The organism is Mesorhizobium sp. B263B2A (genome assembly GCF_020165775.1).
In the GTDB taxonomy this organism is placed as follows: Bacteria; Pseudomonadota; Alphaproteobacteria; order Rhizobiales; family Rhizobiaceae; genus Mesorhizobium; species Mesorhizobium opportunistum.
In genome coordinates, this window is the sequence record NZ_JAIUIU010000031.1 from 24,700 (window position 1) to 38,859 (window position 14,160).

General features: G+C 64.6%; 13 protein-coding genes. 7 read left to right on the forward strand and 6 right to left on the reverse strand.

Annotated features, from left to right (window positions below; translation table 11 throughout):
* Positions 1-213: 213 nt before the first annotated feature.
* The gene (locus LB568_RS29640) at positions 214-1,584 is read right to left on the reverse strand and encodes an ATP-binding protein (protein ID WP_224732000.1); all 1,371 of its coding nucleotides are present in this window, start codon (positions 1,582-1,584) and stop codon (positions 214-216) included.
* Positions 1,581-2,264 (reverse strand): winged helix-turn-helix domain-containing protein, encoded by a 684-nt coding sequence (locus LB568_RS29645; protein WP_224732001.1) that lies wholly within the window; start codon positions 2,262-2,264, stop codon positions 1,581-1,583. Before LB568_RS29645 ends, LB568_RS29640 begins: the two co-directional genes overlap by 4 nt.
* 413 nt (positions 2,265-2,677) lie before the next feature.
* Here LB568_RS29645 and LB568_RS29650 point away from each other — a divergent pair, with 413 nt between their 5' ends.
* Entirely contained in the window at positions 2,678-3,313 is a 636-nt protein-coding gene (locus LB568_RS29650; RefSeq protein WP_224732002.1) for a methyltransferase family protein, read from the forward strand.
* 88 nt (positions 3,314-3,401) lie between these two features.
* Here the strand turns inward: LB568_RS29650 and LB568_RS29655 are convergent, their stop codons facing one another.
* Positions 3,402-3,887: a hypothetical protein gene (locus LB568_RS29655; protein ID WP_224732003.1), complete on the reverse strand. Its 486-nt coding sequence runs from the start codon at positions 3,885-3,887 to the stop codon at positions 3,402-3,404.
* Between the two features lie 215 nt (positions 3,888-4,102).
* On the opposite strand from LB568_RS29655, the gene LB568_RS29660 reads away from it, so the two are divergent.
* Positions 4,103-4,468, forward strand: coding sequence for a RidA family protein (locus LB568_RS29660; RefSeq protein ID WP_140572263.1), 366 nt, complete (start codon positions 4,103-4,105; stop codon positions 4,466-4,468).
* A gap of 30 nt (positions 4,469-4,498) precedes the next feature.
* Positions 4,499-5,731 carry an amidohydrolase/deacetylase family metallohydrolase gene (locus tag LB568_RS29665; protein WP_224732004.1) on the forward strand — a complete coding sequence of 411 codons (1,233 nt, stop codon included), beginning with the start codon at positions 4,499-4,501 and terminating at the stop codon, positions 5,729-5,731.
* Between the two features lie 68 nt (positions 5,732-5,799).
* On the opposite strand, the gene LB568_RS33735 is transcribed toward LB568_RS29665, so the two are convergent.
* The 3 genes from LB568_RS33735 to LB568_RS29680 form a co-directional block, all read right to left on the reverse strand.
* The gene (locus tag LB568_RS33735) at positions 5,800-6,351 is read right to left on the reverse strand and encodes a CatB-related O-acetyltransferase (protein ID WP_318013308.1); all 552 of its coding nucleotides are present in this window, start codon (positions 6,349-6,351) and stop codon (positions 5,800-5,802) included.
* Between the two features lie 138 nt (positions 6,352-6,489).
* Positions 6,490-8,286 carry a flavin-containing monooxygenase gene (locus LB568_RS29675; RefSeq protein WP_224732005.1) on the reverse strand — a complete coding sequence of 599 codons (1,797 nt, stop codon included), beginning with the start codon at positions 8,284-8,286 and terminating at the stop codon, positions 6,490-6,492.
* A gap of 197 nt (positions 8,287-8,483) precedes the next feature.
* On the reverse strand, positions 8,484-9,428 hold the full coding sequence (locus LB568_RS29680; RefSeq protein ID WP_224732006.1) for a MurR/RpiR family transcriptional regulator: 945 nt from the start codon (positions 9,426-9,428) through the stop codon (positions 8,484-8,486).
* Between the two features lie 311 nt (positions 9,429-9,739).
* Between LB568_RS29680 and LB568_RS29685 the strand changes: the two genes are divergently transcribed.
* The 4 genes from LB568_RS29685 to LB568_RS29700 all read left to right on the forward strand — a co-directional run bounded on the left by LB568_RS29685 (position 9,740) and on the right by LB568_RS29700 (position 14,097).
* Positions 9,740-10,573 carry an ABC transporter ATP-binding protein gene (locus tag LB568_RS29685; protein ID WP_224732007.1) on the forward strand — a complete coding sequence of 278 codons (834 nt, stop codon included), beginning with the start codon at positions 9,740-9,742 and terminating at the stop codon, positions 10,571-10,573.
* Complete coding sequence (locus tag LB568_RS29690; protein ID WP_127365723.1) at positions 10,570-11,424, forward strand: ABC transporter permease; 855 nt, start codon at positions 10,570-10,572, stop codon at positions 11,422-11,424. The genes LB568_RS29685 and LB568_RS29690 overlap by 4 nt, the downstream gene beginning before the upstream one ends.
* Positions 11,425-11,488: 64 nt before the next feature.
* Positions 11,489-12,652 (forward strand): ABC transporter substrate-binding protein, encoded by a 1,164-nt coding sequence (locus LB568_RS29695; protein WP_013892160.1) that lies wholly within the window; start codon positions 11,489-11,491, stop codon positions 12,650-12,652.
* Positions 12,653-13,008: 356 nt separating this feature from the next.
* Positions 13,009-14,097, forward strand: a complete 1,089-nt coding sequence (locus LB568_RS29700; protein WP_224732008.1) for a Gfo/Idh/MocA family protein — start codon at positions 13,009-13,011, stop codon at positions 14,095-14,097.
* The last annotated feature ends 63 nt before the right edge of the window (positions 14,098-14,160 follow it).

Sequence of the window (14,160 nt, forward strand, 5' to 3'; positions counted from 1 at the left end):
CGATACAGCCGATCTCCCCCTTGCGGGGGAGATGGCCGGCAGGCCAGAGGGGGGTGTGAAGGAACGCCGGCCTCGCCCGGTTTGTTGTAGGCGTGAGCCTACCGATTGGTCGCCAGACATCGACAGGTTGGCGGGACAGCACCCCCCTCTGCCTTGCCAGGCATCTCCCCCGCAAGGGGGGAGATCGGCTGTATCTCCGGCCTTCGCCAGAAGTTAGTCTGTCACCAAAGGAAAGCTCACCGCCACCGCCAGCCCAGGCTCGCAATCCTCCAATGCAATCGATGCGCCGTGCAGGTCGGCGATGGCCCTGACGAGGCTGAGGCCGAGGCCGCTGCCCGGCGTCGAGCGGCTGTGGTCCAGTCGATAGAGCCGCTGGAACACTTTTTCACGCTCCTCGGCCGGAATGCCTGGTCCATTGTCGGCGACGCTGCCGACGACATGTCCGCCGTGGCGCGCGACCGACAGCTTGATCGTCGTGCCCGGCGGGCAATGGCGCAGCGCGTTTTCGACCAGGTTGGCGAACATCTGCGTCAGCAGCTCGCGATCGCCATGGATGCGGTCCGTCGCCTCCCGCGGCTGCACCAATGACAGCGACTTGCCGTCATCGTCGGCGACGTCGGCATAGATCTCGGCGATGGTTTCCAGGATCTCGCCGAGATCGACATCGGTGAAGCGCGCCTTGCGCGCGCCGGCCTCGATCTGCGCGATGCGCAGCAGCGCATCGAAGGTTTCGTTGATCTGATGGCCCTCGGCGCGCGCATCCGCCAGATCGCCGGAAACGTCCTGGTCCGGCCCGGCTTTGTCGGCGGCGCTCTCCAGGATCATCTGCAGCCGGTTGAGCGGCGTCTTCAAATCGTGCGCGATGTTGGCGCTGACCTGCTTCATACCCTCGACCAGGCCCGACAGCCGGTCGAGCGCGGCATTGACCTGGATGGAGACGAGATCGATGTCGTCGCCCTTGCCGGTCAGCGGAATGCGGGTGTCCAGCCGGCCATGCGAAACATCGACCATGGTGGCGGCAATGCCATCGAGACGGCGCTGGACGCGCGAGGCGAGCAGGGCGCCGCCGGCCACCGCCAGGCCGGTGATGATCAGGGTGGCCCAGCCGAAGCTCATCAGCATGATCGTCTCCAGTTCCTCCGTCTCGGAAAGGCTGAAGGCGACCGTCAGGGTGTTGCCGCCGACCGCGCCGGAAAAAGCGCGATATTCGGTGTCCGGCGGTACGCCGGGCAATACGGCGTCGAAGGCCGAGAACCCGTCGGGAAGTCCCGCCGCGGTGAAGTTGCCGGCCAGTCGGTCGCCGGCCGCGTCGGTCAGCGAAAACAGCTGTTCCTTCTTCAGGCTGCGCGCGGAGTGGCTTTCGACGGTCTCCACCAGCTCCTTGAGATCCTTGTCGCCATAGGTCGCGGCGATGACCGAATAGGTCTCCCGGATGGTGTCGTCGAGCTGCTCGGCGAGATCGGCGCTCATCATCTGGTAGACGATGGCGCCCGACAGCACGAAGGCCAGCATGAACAGGAAGGCGAATGTCAGCGCGAGCCGGAACGGCGTGCTGCGCAGCAGGCGGGCCCAGGCATCGGTCATGATGCAAGCGATGCGTGCAGGCTGTAGCCGGTGTTGCGGACGGTGTGGATGAGCTGGGTCTCGAACGGCTTGTCGATCTTGGCTCGCAGCCGGCTGATATGGGTCTCGACGACGCTGGTCCTGGGGTCGAAATGGAAATCCCAGACGCGCTCCAGAAGCATGGTGCGGGTGATGACGCGGCCCTCGCCGCGCATCAGCACTTCGAGCAGGCTGAATTCGCGCGGCTGCAGGTCGATCGGCTGGCCCTGCCTGACGACGCGCCGCATGATCAGGTCCATCTCGAGGTCGGCGACCCGCAGAACCGTCTTCTGTTCCTGAGCCGCCGGACGGCGTCCGAGCGCGTTGATGCGGGCGAGCAGCTCGGAAAAGGCGAAGGGCTTGACCAGATAGTCGTCGCCGCCGGCCTCCAGACCTTCGACGCGGTCGTCGATGCCGCCGATCGAGGTGAGGAAGATCGCCGGCGTGCGTACCCCCGCCGCGCGGATCGCCTTGACCAGGGACAAGCCGTCGAGACCGGGGATCATCCGGTCGGCCACGATCACGTCGTAGGTGCCGCTGGTCGCCGCGAACAGCGCGTCGTGGCCGTTGCGCAGCAGGTCGCAGACATGCCCGGCCTCGGTTAGCCCCCTGACGATGTAGTCGGCCGTCCTGTGGTCGTCCTCGACAAGCAGAAGTCGCATGGCTGGTCCGGTTGATTGCCGATATCGGGGAGAGGCTATCACCGGCATGGGTCCGTTCCTAGGTTGGTCCCGCGTTCGAAATGCCTCGGCAGCAAGACCACCGGCGGCGGTGCCGAGCGAGAGGGCAAAACGAAGTCGGGGGACCCTGTTGTGGTCCGTGCTGAGGGGCGGAGCATGGCCGAAATCCCGAGGTCGACGATTGCCGGCCGGAAGCGATCCGGCATTCGACAATGGGCAATCGAGTTCACGCCAGCCTGTCCGCCGGTATACAATTTCGTAAGAATGGGTGCCGGTCAGCCAAAGGGCCTTTACGAAAGCCGCGTGGTGCGCTGATAGAAGGCACTGCCTTGTATCCGCCATCAATGGCGTGCCCCAATGCCTGATCGCAATAGGCGCCCCAGGAAAAAACACGAATGAGCTACGCTTCCCTCAAGCCGGTCACGGAGGCCTTCGTCCAGCGCAAGCGGCTGATCTTCGTGCGGGCGGCGGCGGTACTGGCGGTGCTGCTTCTGTTCCTTACCAAGCCGGCGCTGAGCGAAGGCTCGAACGGCCACGAAACGCTCGAATTCCTCGGCTTCTGCCTGGTGCTCGCCTGCGTCGCCGGCCGGCTCTGGAGCATCCTCTATGTCGGCGGCAAGAAGAACGAGGAACTGGTTTCGACCGGACCGTTCTCGATAAGCCAGAACCCACTCTATTTCTTCTCGACGATCGGCGCGATCGGCATCGGGCTGCTCTACGGCTCGCTGGTGGCGGCCGTCGCGCTTGGCGTGGTCAGCTTCCTCATCTTCCGCGTCACGGCGCGCAAGGAGGCCGAATACCTCCTGGGCAAGTTCGGCCCGGCCTATGCCGCCTATATCAAGGCCACTCCCCGGTTCTGGCCAAATCCGCTGCTCTACCGCGACGACGACCAGCTGCAGTTCTCGCCCCGGGCGCTCAAGCGCACATTCTTCGACGGGCTCTACTTCCTCGCCATCTTCCCGGCCATCGAGCTGATCGAGTATTTCAGGCACACCGGCCTGCTGTTCCCGGCTTTCATCACGCTCTACTGATCACGGTGCCGCGGCCTGTCTCCAGGGCGGCTTCAGAGCGGACGCAATTCCGGACGGAAAACCGTTTCACACTTTTCCTGGAATTGCTTCAGCCGCCCAGCGGATAGGGCATGTAGCCGACGAAGCCCGCGATCTTCCAGCTGCCGTCGACCTTCCTGCAGAAATACAGCGTCTGCCATTTCAGCCGGTCGACGCTGCCATCCGCCTTGGAGACGGTGCCGTCGAACTTCTTGTGCAGCACCGCGCGGTCGCCGTCGACATCGATGTCGCGCAGATTGGTGACGCGAAACAGCGCCTCGCGCAGCGGCTCGGCGAATTCCGTCGCCGCCGTCTCGCTGGCCTGGCGCAGCCACTCGTCGCGATAGATTTCCAGCCTGGGGAATTGCAGCCGCCAGGCGTCGGCGTTGGGCAGGAAATGCGCATGCATGCCGAAGAAGCTCTCGGCGACGAAATCATGTTCGACCATCGACCAGTCCTGGCCGATGAAGGCGTCGATGTCGCGCCGCACCAGCATCTCCCACAGCGCGTGGCGGTCGGCATCGCCTGGCGGAAACGGGTTCTTGTCGAAGGTCATTGTCGGTTTCTCCAGTCGGGAAGGCACGGATCCCTGGCGGTTTCGCGAGCCGCCCGGCGCGCGCACGATGCAAGCGCTCGTGTAATAAAGCAACGTGGATTTCGAAGAATGTTGCTTTCCAACAAGGCCTCTATCCGGATCGTTCCGATCGGGGTAAATCTCGGCCAAGGCGGCCGCGCCAGGGCGCGGTGTCGCGTCATTACAGGAGGTCACCCTTGCCCAAGCAGACTTTTGGAACGTCGCATGTGCCGCTGTCGCCCGCCGTGCGGGCCGGCGACTTCGTCTATGTCTCGGGCCAGGTTCCGGTCGGCAGCGACGGCATCGTGGTCAAGGGCGGCATTACGGAACAGACCGAGCAGGTGCTTGCCAACGTCAAGGCCGCGCTGGCATTGGCCGGCTGCACCATGGACGATGTGGTGAAGACCACGGTCTGGCTCGAGGACGCGCGCGACTTCGGCGCCTTCAACGCCGTCTACGGCAGGCACTTCCCGAAGAACCCGCCGGCCCGCACCACGGTCGAGTCGCGGCTGATGATCGACATCAAGATCGAAGTCGAGGCCGTCGCCTACAGACCTCTTTGAGCGAAGCCTAACGAAGCGGAGGCTACTTCAATGCAATTCGACCTCCTGCTGAAGGGCGGACGGCTGATCGATCCAGCGGCTGGCCTCGACGCGCCGCGCGATGTCGCCATCGCCAATGGCCGCGTCGCCGCGGTCGATGCCAATATCCCAGCGGACAGCGCCGCGCGGGTGGTCGATGCGACGGGCTGCATCGTCGCGCCCGGACTGGTCGACCTGCACAGCCACGTCTATTGGGGCGGCACCTCGCTTGGCGTCGATGCCGACCGGCTGGCGGCCAAGAGCGGCACCACCACTTTCATCGACGCGGGCAGTGCCGGCGCCGGCAATTTCCTCGGCTTCCGCCGCCACGTCATGGAGCGCTCGAAGGTGCGCATCCTGGCCTATGTCAACATTTCCTTTGCCGGCATCTTCGGCTTCTCGCAGACGGTGTCGGTCGGCGAATGCGGCGATCTCAGGCTCTGCGAGCCACGCGAGGTGGTTGCCGCCGCGCGCGAGCACGCCGATGTCGTTGTCGGCGTCAAAGTCCGCTCCGGCAAGCATGCCGGCGGCACCAGCGGTATCGCGCCTGTCGATCTCGCGCTGGAGGCCGCCGACAAAGCGGGCCTGCCGCTGATGGCGCATATTGACGAGCCGCCGCCCGGCCGCTCCGAAGTGCTGCCGCGCCTGCGCCGGGGCGATATCCTCACGCATTGCTTCCGGCCGTTTCCCAACGCGCCGGTCTTCGCCTCCGGCGCGGTGCGGCCCGACATGCGGCTGGCGCGGGAGCGCGGCGTCGTCTTCGACCTCGGCCATGGCATGGGCTCGTTCGATTTCGACGTTGCCCGGGCAATGCTCGCCGAAGGACTGGCGCCGGATGTGATCTCGAGCGACGTGCATCTCTACTGCGTCGACGGGCCGGCCTTCGACATTCTGGTCTGCATGTCGAAGCTGATGGCGCTCGGCATGCCGCTGGTCGAGGTCCTGCGCGCGGCGACGCAAGGGCCGGCGCGGGCTATCGCACGGCCGGACCTCGGCACGCTGGCTGTGGGCACGGTCGGCGATGTCGCCGTGCTCCGGCAGCGGCCGGGCCGCTTCACCTTCGTCGACGCGGTCGGCGCCTCATTGGTCGCCGACCAGCGGCTGGTGTCGGAAGGCATCGTCATCGGCGGCACATGGTGGCCGAACGAGACGCCTGATCATGACGAGACCGAGCATTTCGAGGCGCATGCCGCGCATACGCATGTCGAGGTGGCGGCCCGGCATTTCGGGCATCGGCACGATTGATCCGCCCGCGAAGGCCACGCTGAGTGCAGCGGCTGATTGACCGCCGATACCATTACGCCGGGTCGTAATTACGCGATGCCCGGCGCATTCAAGAAACGCTCGACACCCATCGCCGTCAACAGCTCGACGCGTTCGCGGATCAGATCGTCACTCCAGTTCCACCACTGTAAGGATAGCAGGCGCTCGATGATCTCAGGCGCGAAACGATATCGGAATACACGAGCCGGATTGCCGACCGCGATGGCATAGGGCGCAATGTCCCTGGTGACGATGCTGCCCGCGCCGATCACCGCGCCATTGCCGATCGTCACGCCGGCAAGAATAATGCTGCGGGCGCCGATCCAAACGTCGTGACCGACCGTGATTGGCCCCTTGCCGGTTGTGCCGGGCGCATTGTGGATCTTCCCGTCCACAAACTGGATCGGATAGGTGGTCGCGGTGTCGAGGCGGTGACCGGCCGCGCAGATGAAGAGAACGCCTGGGCCGACTGAACAGAACGAGCCTATTCGCACCGGCACGTTGCGATGCGGGACGAAGAACGATTCCTTCGTGAGACCGTAGGTGTGGCGACCGATCTCGACACCTGGAAGGGGTGGCAACGGATCCTTCTTCAGGCCCAACCTTATGCGTAACCCTCTTAACCACCCCATCCGCGTTCCTCCCCCGAGTTACGGCCATTGTAGCGGAAAATCCTCCTCGCATCTCAGACTTTGCGAGAGAATTCGATCCAGGGTGCTGGTCCAGGGCGCCGGCTCGATTCAGGTCCGACGCGAAGCATTGCTCGGCTTCCCATAAACCGGGGTTGCGATACCCTCCATCCGGGCCTTGATCTGCAGCGCCACGTATTTCGAATAGAAGCGCGACAACGCCAGATTGCCGCCGTGGAACCAGAGCGCTTCCTGCGCCGTCGGCTTCCACATGTTGCGCAGCTCGCCTTGCCAGGGGCCGGGGTCGCCCTTGACGCCCGAGCCGAGGCCCCAGCACGGGCCGACCTTGTCGGCGACCTCGCGCGAGACGAGCGCGGCGACATTCTCGTTCATCGACTGGTAGCCGGTGCAGGCGACGATGGCGTCGGCCTCGAGTTCGCTTCCGTCCTCGAACAGGATGCCATTCGGCGTCAGCGACTTGATGGCGACGCCGCTGCGGATGCCGATCTTGCCGTCGATGATCAGGTCCGAAGCGCCGACATCGATGTAGTAGCCGGAGCCGGTGCGATAGGCCTTCATCAGCAGGCCGGTCTCGTCGTCGCCGAAATCGATGGCGAAGCCGGCGGCGCGCAGGCGGTCGTAGAAGGCGGCGTCGCGCGCCTTGATCACCTCATAGAGCGCGCGCTGGCCCTTGGGCACCAGCGCGAACGGCGTCGAGGCGACGATCATGTCGGCCTTCTCGGTGGTGATGCCGCGCGCCAGCGCGGTTTCCGAGAAGATCTCGAAGCCGACTTCCATCAGCGTGTCCGATTTGACCACGGTGGTCGGCGAGCGCTGGATCATGGTGACGTCTGCACCGCTTTCCCAGAGATCGACGCAGACATCATGCCCCGAACTTGCCGCGCCGATGACCGCAACCTTTTTGCCGCGGAATTTCTCGCCGCTGGCGTACTGGCTGGAATGCAGCAATTCGCCCTTGAACCGGTCGGCACCGGCGAGGTCGATCTTTCGGGGCGGGCCATAGGCGCCGGTGGCGAAGACGATGTGCTTCGGCTTCAGCGTGATCTGCCGGCCGACACGGTCGACCACCACGGTCCAGACCTTTTGCGCCTCGTCATAGGAAGCGCCGAGGCATTTGGTGGCGACCCAGTAGTTGAGCTCCATGACGCGCGTGTACATTTCCAGCCAGTCGCCCATCTTGTCCTTGGGCGTGAAGACAGGCCAGTTTTCCGGGAACGGAATATAGGGCAGATGGTCGTACCAGACCGGGTCGTGCAGCACGAGGGTGCGGTAGCGGTTGCGCCAGGAATCGCCCGGCCTGGCATTCTTCTCGATGACGATCGAGGGTACGCCGAGCTGCCTCAGCCGCGCGCCGAGCATGATGCCGCCCTGGCCGCCGCCGATGACCAGGCAATAGGGCTGCTCGGAAGCGCCGAGCTCGCGCGTCTCGCGCGCCCGCGCCTCCGACCAGGTCTCGCGTTCGGGGTCGGCCTTGTGGCGCACGCCGAGCGGCCGTTCCGCGCCCTTGCGCTCCTCGAATCCCTTGAGGTCGGTCATCGCCGTGAACAAGGTCCGGCAACGGCCGTCGCGCAGGCGCATGATGCCCTGTCCCCAGGCCACCGCGGTCTCGAACGTGAACCAGGCCTCGATCGTGCCTTCGTCCGTGGTCGCTTCGCCGGTGAGCTGCCATGCCGTCGGCCTGGTCGTCGCCAGTGTTGACTTGAGCATGTCGGCGATCGCCTCGCGGCCTTCCATGGTGGTGACGTTCCAGGTGAAGGTCAGCAGATCGCGCCAATAGCAATCGTCGACGAACAGGTTGCTCGCCGCGGCAACGTCACCGGCCGCGAGCGCGCGTGCCAGGGATTCGAGCCATGCGGCTGCCTGTTTCGATGGTGCTATTTCGAGCATGTCTTTTCCTCTTTCTGCATGTTGGCGGGGCCGGTCTTCCCTTCTCCCCTTGTGGGAGAAGGTGGCCTCGCGAAGCGAGGTCGGATGAGGGGTGTTCCAGCTTGGCGCCGACGGCACTCCGTCACCCACCCCTCAACCGTCTCGGCGCTGCGCGCCGATCCACCTTCTCCCACAAGGGGAGAAGGAAGAACGCGCCACTAATCTCCCAGCGGCTCCATCTCCTTGCCGGTGCGGTGGATCTGGGCGTTGTATTTGATGCGGCGGACCGTCTCGCGGGCCGAGGCGTCGAGCTTGTAGGCCGAGGCCACGGCCAAAAGGTCGATCATGGCCAGGAAGGCATAGCGCGAGGCCGTCGGCTTCAGCGTATCGGGATATTCCGGCACCGCCACGGCCAGCCTGACGTCGCAGGCGCGCGCGAGCTCGGTGTCGGGCGCGGTCACGCCGATGGCGTTGGCGCGGTAATGCTTGGCGAGTTCGACGGCCTCGATCACCTCGCGCGTGCGCCCGGTCGCCGAGATCGCGATCACCAGGTCGCCGGGCTTCAAGGTCGAGGCGGTCATGCGCATCAGATAGGGGTCGCACTGGGCATTGACCGTGATGCCGTAGCGAAACAGCCGGTACTGGGTTTCCTGCGCCAGCGCCGAAGAGCTGCCGCCCAGCCCGAACACCGTGACCTGGCGCGCCTTGGCGATCAGCTCGGCGGCCTTCTCCAGCTCAACCGGATCGAGCTGCCGCTCGGCCTCCTGCAGCGCCCGGCGCGCCTCGCCGAACACGGCATTCCAGAATGGCATGCCGTTGCCGCTGCCCGGTGCCGGCGACTTGGCCAGATAGAGCGCGCCGACGACGAGGCTCTGCGCCAGCTTGAGCTTGAAATCGCGCACGCCTTCGCAGCCGATGGCGCGGCAGAACCGCGTCACCGTCGGTTCGCTGACCCCGGCGCGCTGGGCAAGGGCAGCGTTGGAAGCGTCGACCGCGTATTTGACATCGTCGAGCACGACATCGGCGACGCGGCGCTCCGCCCGGCGCAACTCGCTGTAGGAATCCTTGACCAGCGAGATGATGTCGGGAATGCGCCTGACAGGCTCGCGCCCATCCTGGTCATGGCCTGGAACAGGCTCTTCGTGGCTCGCAGCTTCGGTCATGAAGTGGGTCTTCCTCCGCCCCTTTGGACCTGACCTCTTATCATGTTTGCACGCTGTCGTTCCATGCGCCCGGCTGCGGTGCAACCGTTGCGTGCCGCAGGGCATGTCCGCGCTCTTTCCGGCAAGTATGTAGGAAAGCAACACGAATTTCAAGATGTAGAAAATGTCGTAAAAACAATGCACTAGCATCACAGTGGAATTTTGATGATACGGTTACCACCGCCGGCGCTTGACAGCAAAGTAGGATAGTTACAGACTGATTTTTGGCAGTCCGATGACCATTGGATCATCACGCAATCTCCGAGGGGCGGATGAACGCGGGCGAGATAACAACGCCGAAGCTTGGCGTGCAGGTAGCGACCAAGATCTATCACACGGCGTCCGGCGACCTGCTGGCGCTGGACCGCTGCAGCCTCGATGTCCGCGCCAATGAAATCGTCTCGATCGTCGGCCCGTCCGGCTGCGGCAAGACCACGCTTTTGTGGTCGATGTCGGGCCTGCATGGCCTGACCAGCGGCGAAATCCGGCTCGATGGCAAAGCGATCACCGGGCCGCATCCCGACATCGGCATCGTCTTCCAGGAAGCAAACCTCCTGCCGTGGCGCAATCTCGACGCCAACATCCGCTTTCCCTTCGAGATCAAGGGCGAGAAGCCGGATCGCGCCTGGATCGCGCATCTGCTCAACCGGGTCGGGCTCGACGGCTTCGGCGGCAAGTTCCCGCGCGAGCTTTCGGGCGGCATGCAGCAGCGCGCCGCGATCGTGCGGGCGCTGGCGCTGAAGCCCTCGGTGCTTTTAATGGACGAACCGTTCGGCGCGCTCGACTCCTTTACCCGCGAGGAGATGAACCGGCTGGTCGAGGAGATCTGGCTCGACACCAAGACCACCATCGTCTTCATCACCCACAGCATCGAGGAAGCGATTTTTCTCTCGGACCGGGTGGTGGTGCTGAGCGCGCGGCCGGGACGTGTCGCTAGGGAATATCGCGTGCCGTTCGCGCGGCCACGCTCGCTGGAGATCATGGCGACGAAGGAGGTGTTCGACCTCACCAACCGGATCAAGATGGACATCGTCGGCGAGCGCGCGAGGCCGAAGCCGCCGGAACAGGAGCGCACCAGCGCCGAGATCGTGAGGATCAGGCCGTGAGCGACGCCATCCCGGAATTCTCCAAGTCCAAGTCGGGCGCCAAGTCGGGTGACGGCCACGACGTCAGCCTGACCAATTTGTCGGCCTTCGCCAGCGGTCCCGGCATCAAGTCGGGCAAGGAAGTGGCGGCCATCGTCGCCGTCGCCGTCGTCATCATCGGCGGCATCGAACTGGCGCTGCGGCTGTTCCATGTGCCGCTCTACATCATGCCGCCGCCAAGCTCGATCGCCTATGCGCTGTTCGACGAGTTCCCGCTGATCGCGCCGCATCTCGGCTACACGCTGGTCGAGCTGGTGTCCGGTTTTGCCATCGGCGCCGTCGTCGGGCTGGTGCTGGCCGCCGTCATCACCCAGTTCCCGTTCGCCGAGAAAATCGTCGCGCCTTACATTTTGCTGCTGGTCACCACGCCGATGCTGGCACTGGTGCCGCTGCTCATCCTGCGCTTCGGCTTCGGCTACACGCCGCGCATCATCGCAGTGGCGCTGGCCGCCGGGCCGATGGTGATGATCAACGCCGCCACCGGCTTTCGCCGCGTCGACAGCGCCAAGATCGCGCTGGCGCGTTCCTATGGCGCCAGCACCTTGCAGATCTTCTGGAAGATCCGCGCGCCGATGGCGCTGCCGATGATCCTGGTCGGCCTGATGATCGGCGCCATCTTCGGCCTGCTCACCGCCGTCGGCGCCGAGATGGTGGGCGGCGGCTTCGGCCTCGGCAACCGGCTGACCACCTATTCGTCGATGATCCAGATGCCGCAGTTCTTCGCCGTGGTGCTGATCCTGTCGACGCTCGGCATCCTGATCTACGTGCTGTTCTTCCTGATCGGCAAGAAGTGGGCGAGCTGGGAGGCATGAAGATCTGAAGCAAGACGCCCGGGAGGCGGGTGGCAGACTGACGTCAAACAAAAAGGGGAATGCCATGACCAGAGACAATTTCATCCGCCAGGCGGGAATGAGCCGCCGCACTTTCCTGCAGGTGACCGGCGCCGGCCTGGTGACCGCGACGGCGCTCGGCGCCACCGGCTTCAAGGCGAAGGCCGAGGCCTATGGAAAATTCACCTGGATATCGCCGCGCGGCACGCTCGAAGTGCTCGACGACTATCCCTACTGGGCGGCCAAGAAGGCCGGCTATTTCGACGGGCTGGAGACCGACATGCAGCCGGGGCCGTCGGATGGCACCGCGACGGTGAAGTTCGTCGATGTCGGCCAGGCCGACATGGGCTTCCCGTCACCCGGCGTGTTCTCCTTCGCCATTCAGAACGGCATGAAGCTGAAGTCGGTGTTCCACATGGGTGCGCGCGACACGTTCAGCATCGCCTTCCGCAAGGGCGAGGGGTCGAACGACCTCAAGAAGCTCGAAGGCAAGACCATCCTGCTCGGTTCCGCGGCCTGGCAGTCGATCACCGATCCGCTGCTCGCCGCGCAGGGCGTCGACATCAAGAAGGTCAAATATGTCGAGGCCGGCTGGCCGACCTGGGGCACCGCGCTTGCCGGCGGCCAGGGCGACGCTGCCCTGTCATGGGAGGGGCTGCGCGCCGAATGGATCGCCAAGGGCCTCGACTTCGAATACTGGCTCGGCGTCAAGAACTCCAAGCTGCCGGCCAACACGTTCGTGGTGCGCGCCGCCGACCTCGAGGATCCCGACAAGAAGGCATTCCTGGAGAAATACCTTCGCGGCTGGGCGATGGGCCTGGAGTTTGGCTATCAAAATCCACGCGCGGCCGTCGAAGCGGTGTTCGAGCAGTTCCCGACGCTGGCCAAGAATCTCGGGCCGGAGCTCGGCACCACCTCGATCCTGCAGCAGATCAACGTCTTCCGTGGCGACATGGACAAGCGCGGCGGCTGGGGCTCGCACGACATGGCGAGCTGGCAGGGCTTCTTCGACGAGATCCACAAGATCGGCCAGATCACCAATCCGGTGAAGGCCGAGGAGGTCTGCACCAACGACCTCATTCCCGCTGCCAACGACTTCGACAAGGCCAAGGTCAAGGCCGATGCCGACGGGGTCAAGCTGTCGGAAGGTTTTGCCGCGCTCGATGTCGAGAAGATCAAGGCGCATCTGTTCGATTCAGCGGTGAAGTGAGGGTCAGCACCGAGGTGAGCGCCGCCCTTGGCCCGCTTTGGCTCCTTTCCTCTCCCTCCGGAGGGGGGAGAGGTGGCGCCGCGCAGCGGCGACGGAGTGGGGGAAGGCGTTCGCCAAACGCGCAGTCGTCGCAAGATAGGCACGATCTGGCGAGCAAGTAACCCTCAGGTGGGCGCGAAGGTCGACCCCCACTCCGTCGAGCTTCGCTCGACACCTCTCCCCCGATCGACGGGGGAGAGGAAAGGAGCCAAGCGGGCCAAGGGCGGCGGCGCTGACCTGAGGTGATTGTCCCGGATAGACATACGAGCGGCTGCCGATCGCCGCGCATATTCAATGAAGAATTCAGGAGGGCTGAAATGGCCGACAAGGTAAAAGTGCTGGTGGTGGGTCTCGGCAATATGGGCGCCTCGCACGCCAGCGCCTATCACCGGTCGGGCGGTTTTCAGATCGTCGGCATCATGAGCCGCTCGATCAAGAGCAACACGAAGATACCGGCGGAATTAGCCGGCTATCCGCTCTACGAGGATTTCGATCTGGCGCTGAAGGAAACCAGGCCGGACGCCGTGTCGATCAACAGCTGGCCGAACACGCATGCCGAATATGCGCTGAAGGCAATCGCGGCCAATTGCCATGTGTTCATGGAAAAGCCGCTCGCCACCAACATCGAGGACGCCGAGAAGGTCGTGGCCGCCGCACGGGCGAAGAACCGCAAGCTGGTGCTCGGCTATATCCTGCGCGTCCATCCCTCGTGGATCAAGTTCATCGAGGTCGGCAAGACGCTGGGCAAGCCGTTGGTGATGCGCCTCAACCTCAACCAGCAGAGCAGCGGCACCGCCTGGCACTGGCACAAGAACCTGATCGATTCGCTGATCCCGATCGTCGATTGCGGCGTGCACTATGTCGACGTCATGTGCCAGCTCACCGGCGCCAAGCCAGTGCGCGTGCACGGCATCGGCGCCAAGCTCTGGGCCGAGGCCGACAAGCAGAATTACGGCCATCTGCACGTCACCTTCGATGACGGTTCGGTCGGCTGGTACGAGGCCGGCTGGGGGCCGATGATGAGCGAGACAGCCTATTTCGTGAAGGACGTGGTCGGGCCCAAGGGCGCGGTGTCGATCGTCGCCGGCCAGGCCGCGAGCAATGACAAGGACGCCGAGGTCTCCAATTCGGCCGACATCGACCGCCACACCAAGACCGATGCGCTGAAGATCCACTATGCCTCCGTCGACGGCGACAAGAACTTCTCCAAACCGGACGAGATCGTCAGCATGGAGGACGAGCCCGGGCATCAGGAACTGTGCGATCGCGAGCAGGCATTCTTCCTGCGCGCCATCCGCGAGGATCTCGACCTGACCGAGCAGATGGACGCCGCGGTGAACAGCCTGCGCATCGTGCTTGCCGCCGAACAGAGCATCGCGCTGGGGCGCACCGTCGAGCTGGCCTGACGCAAACCGGTGGCTGGCGCTGGAGGAGGAACCAGCCCCACCACAGCATGATCCAACCGCGAC

Bases quoted from the DNA above. Each gene is read 5' to 3' on its own strand.
- LB568_RS29640 (WP_224732000.1), bottom strand. From the start codon at position 1,584: ATGACCGATGCCTGGGCCCGCCTGCTGCGCAGCACGCCGTTCCGGCTC.
- LB568_RS29645 (WP_224732001.1), bottom strand. From the start codon at position 2,264: ATGCGACTTCTGCTTGTCGAGGACGACCACAGGACGGCCGACTACATC.
- LB568_RS29650 (WP_224732002.1), top strand. From the start codon at position 2,678: ATGAGCTACGCTTCCCTCAAGCCGGTCACGGAGGCCTTCGTCCAGCGC.
- LB568_RS29655 (WP_224732003.1), bottom strand. From the start codon at position 3,887: ATGACCTTCGACAAGAACCCGTTTCCGCCAGGCGATGCCGACCGCCAC.
- LB568_RS29665 (WP_224732004.1), top strand. From the start codon at position 4,499: ATGCAATTCGACCTCCTGCTGAAGGGCGGACGGCTGATCGATCCAGCG.
- LB568_RS29675 (WP_224732005.1), bottom strand. From the start codon at position 8,286: ATGCTCGAAATAGCACCATCGAAACAGGCAGCCGCATGGCTCGAATCC.
- LB568_RS29680 (WP_224732006.1), bottom strand. From the start codon at position 9,428: ATGACCGAAGCTGCGAGCCACGAAGAGCCTGTTCCAGGCCATGACCAG.
- LB568_RS29685 (WP_224732007.1), top strand. From the start codon at position 9,740: ATGAACGCGGGCGAGATAACAACGCCGAAGCTTGGCGTGCAGGTAGCG.
- LB568_RS29695 (WP_013892160.1), top strand. From the start codon at position 11,489: ATGACCAGAGACAATTTCATCCGCCAGGCGGGAATGAGCCGCCGCACT.
- LB568_RS29700 (WP_224732008.1), top strand. From the start codon at position 13,009: ATGGCCGACAAGGTAAAAGTGCTGGTGGTGGGTCTCGGCAATATGGGC.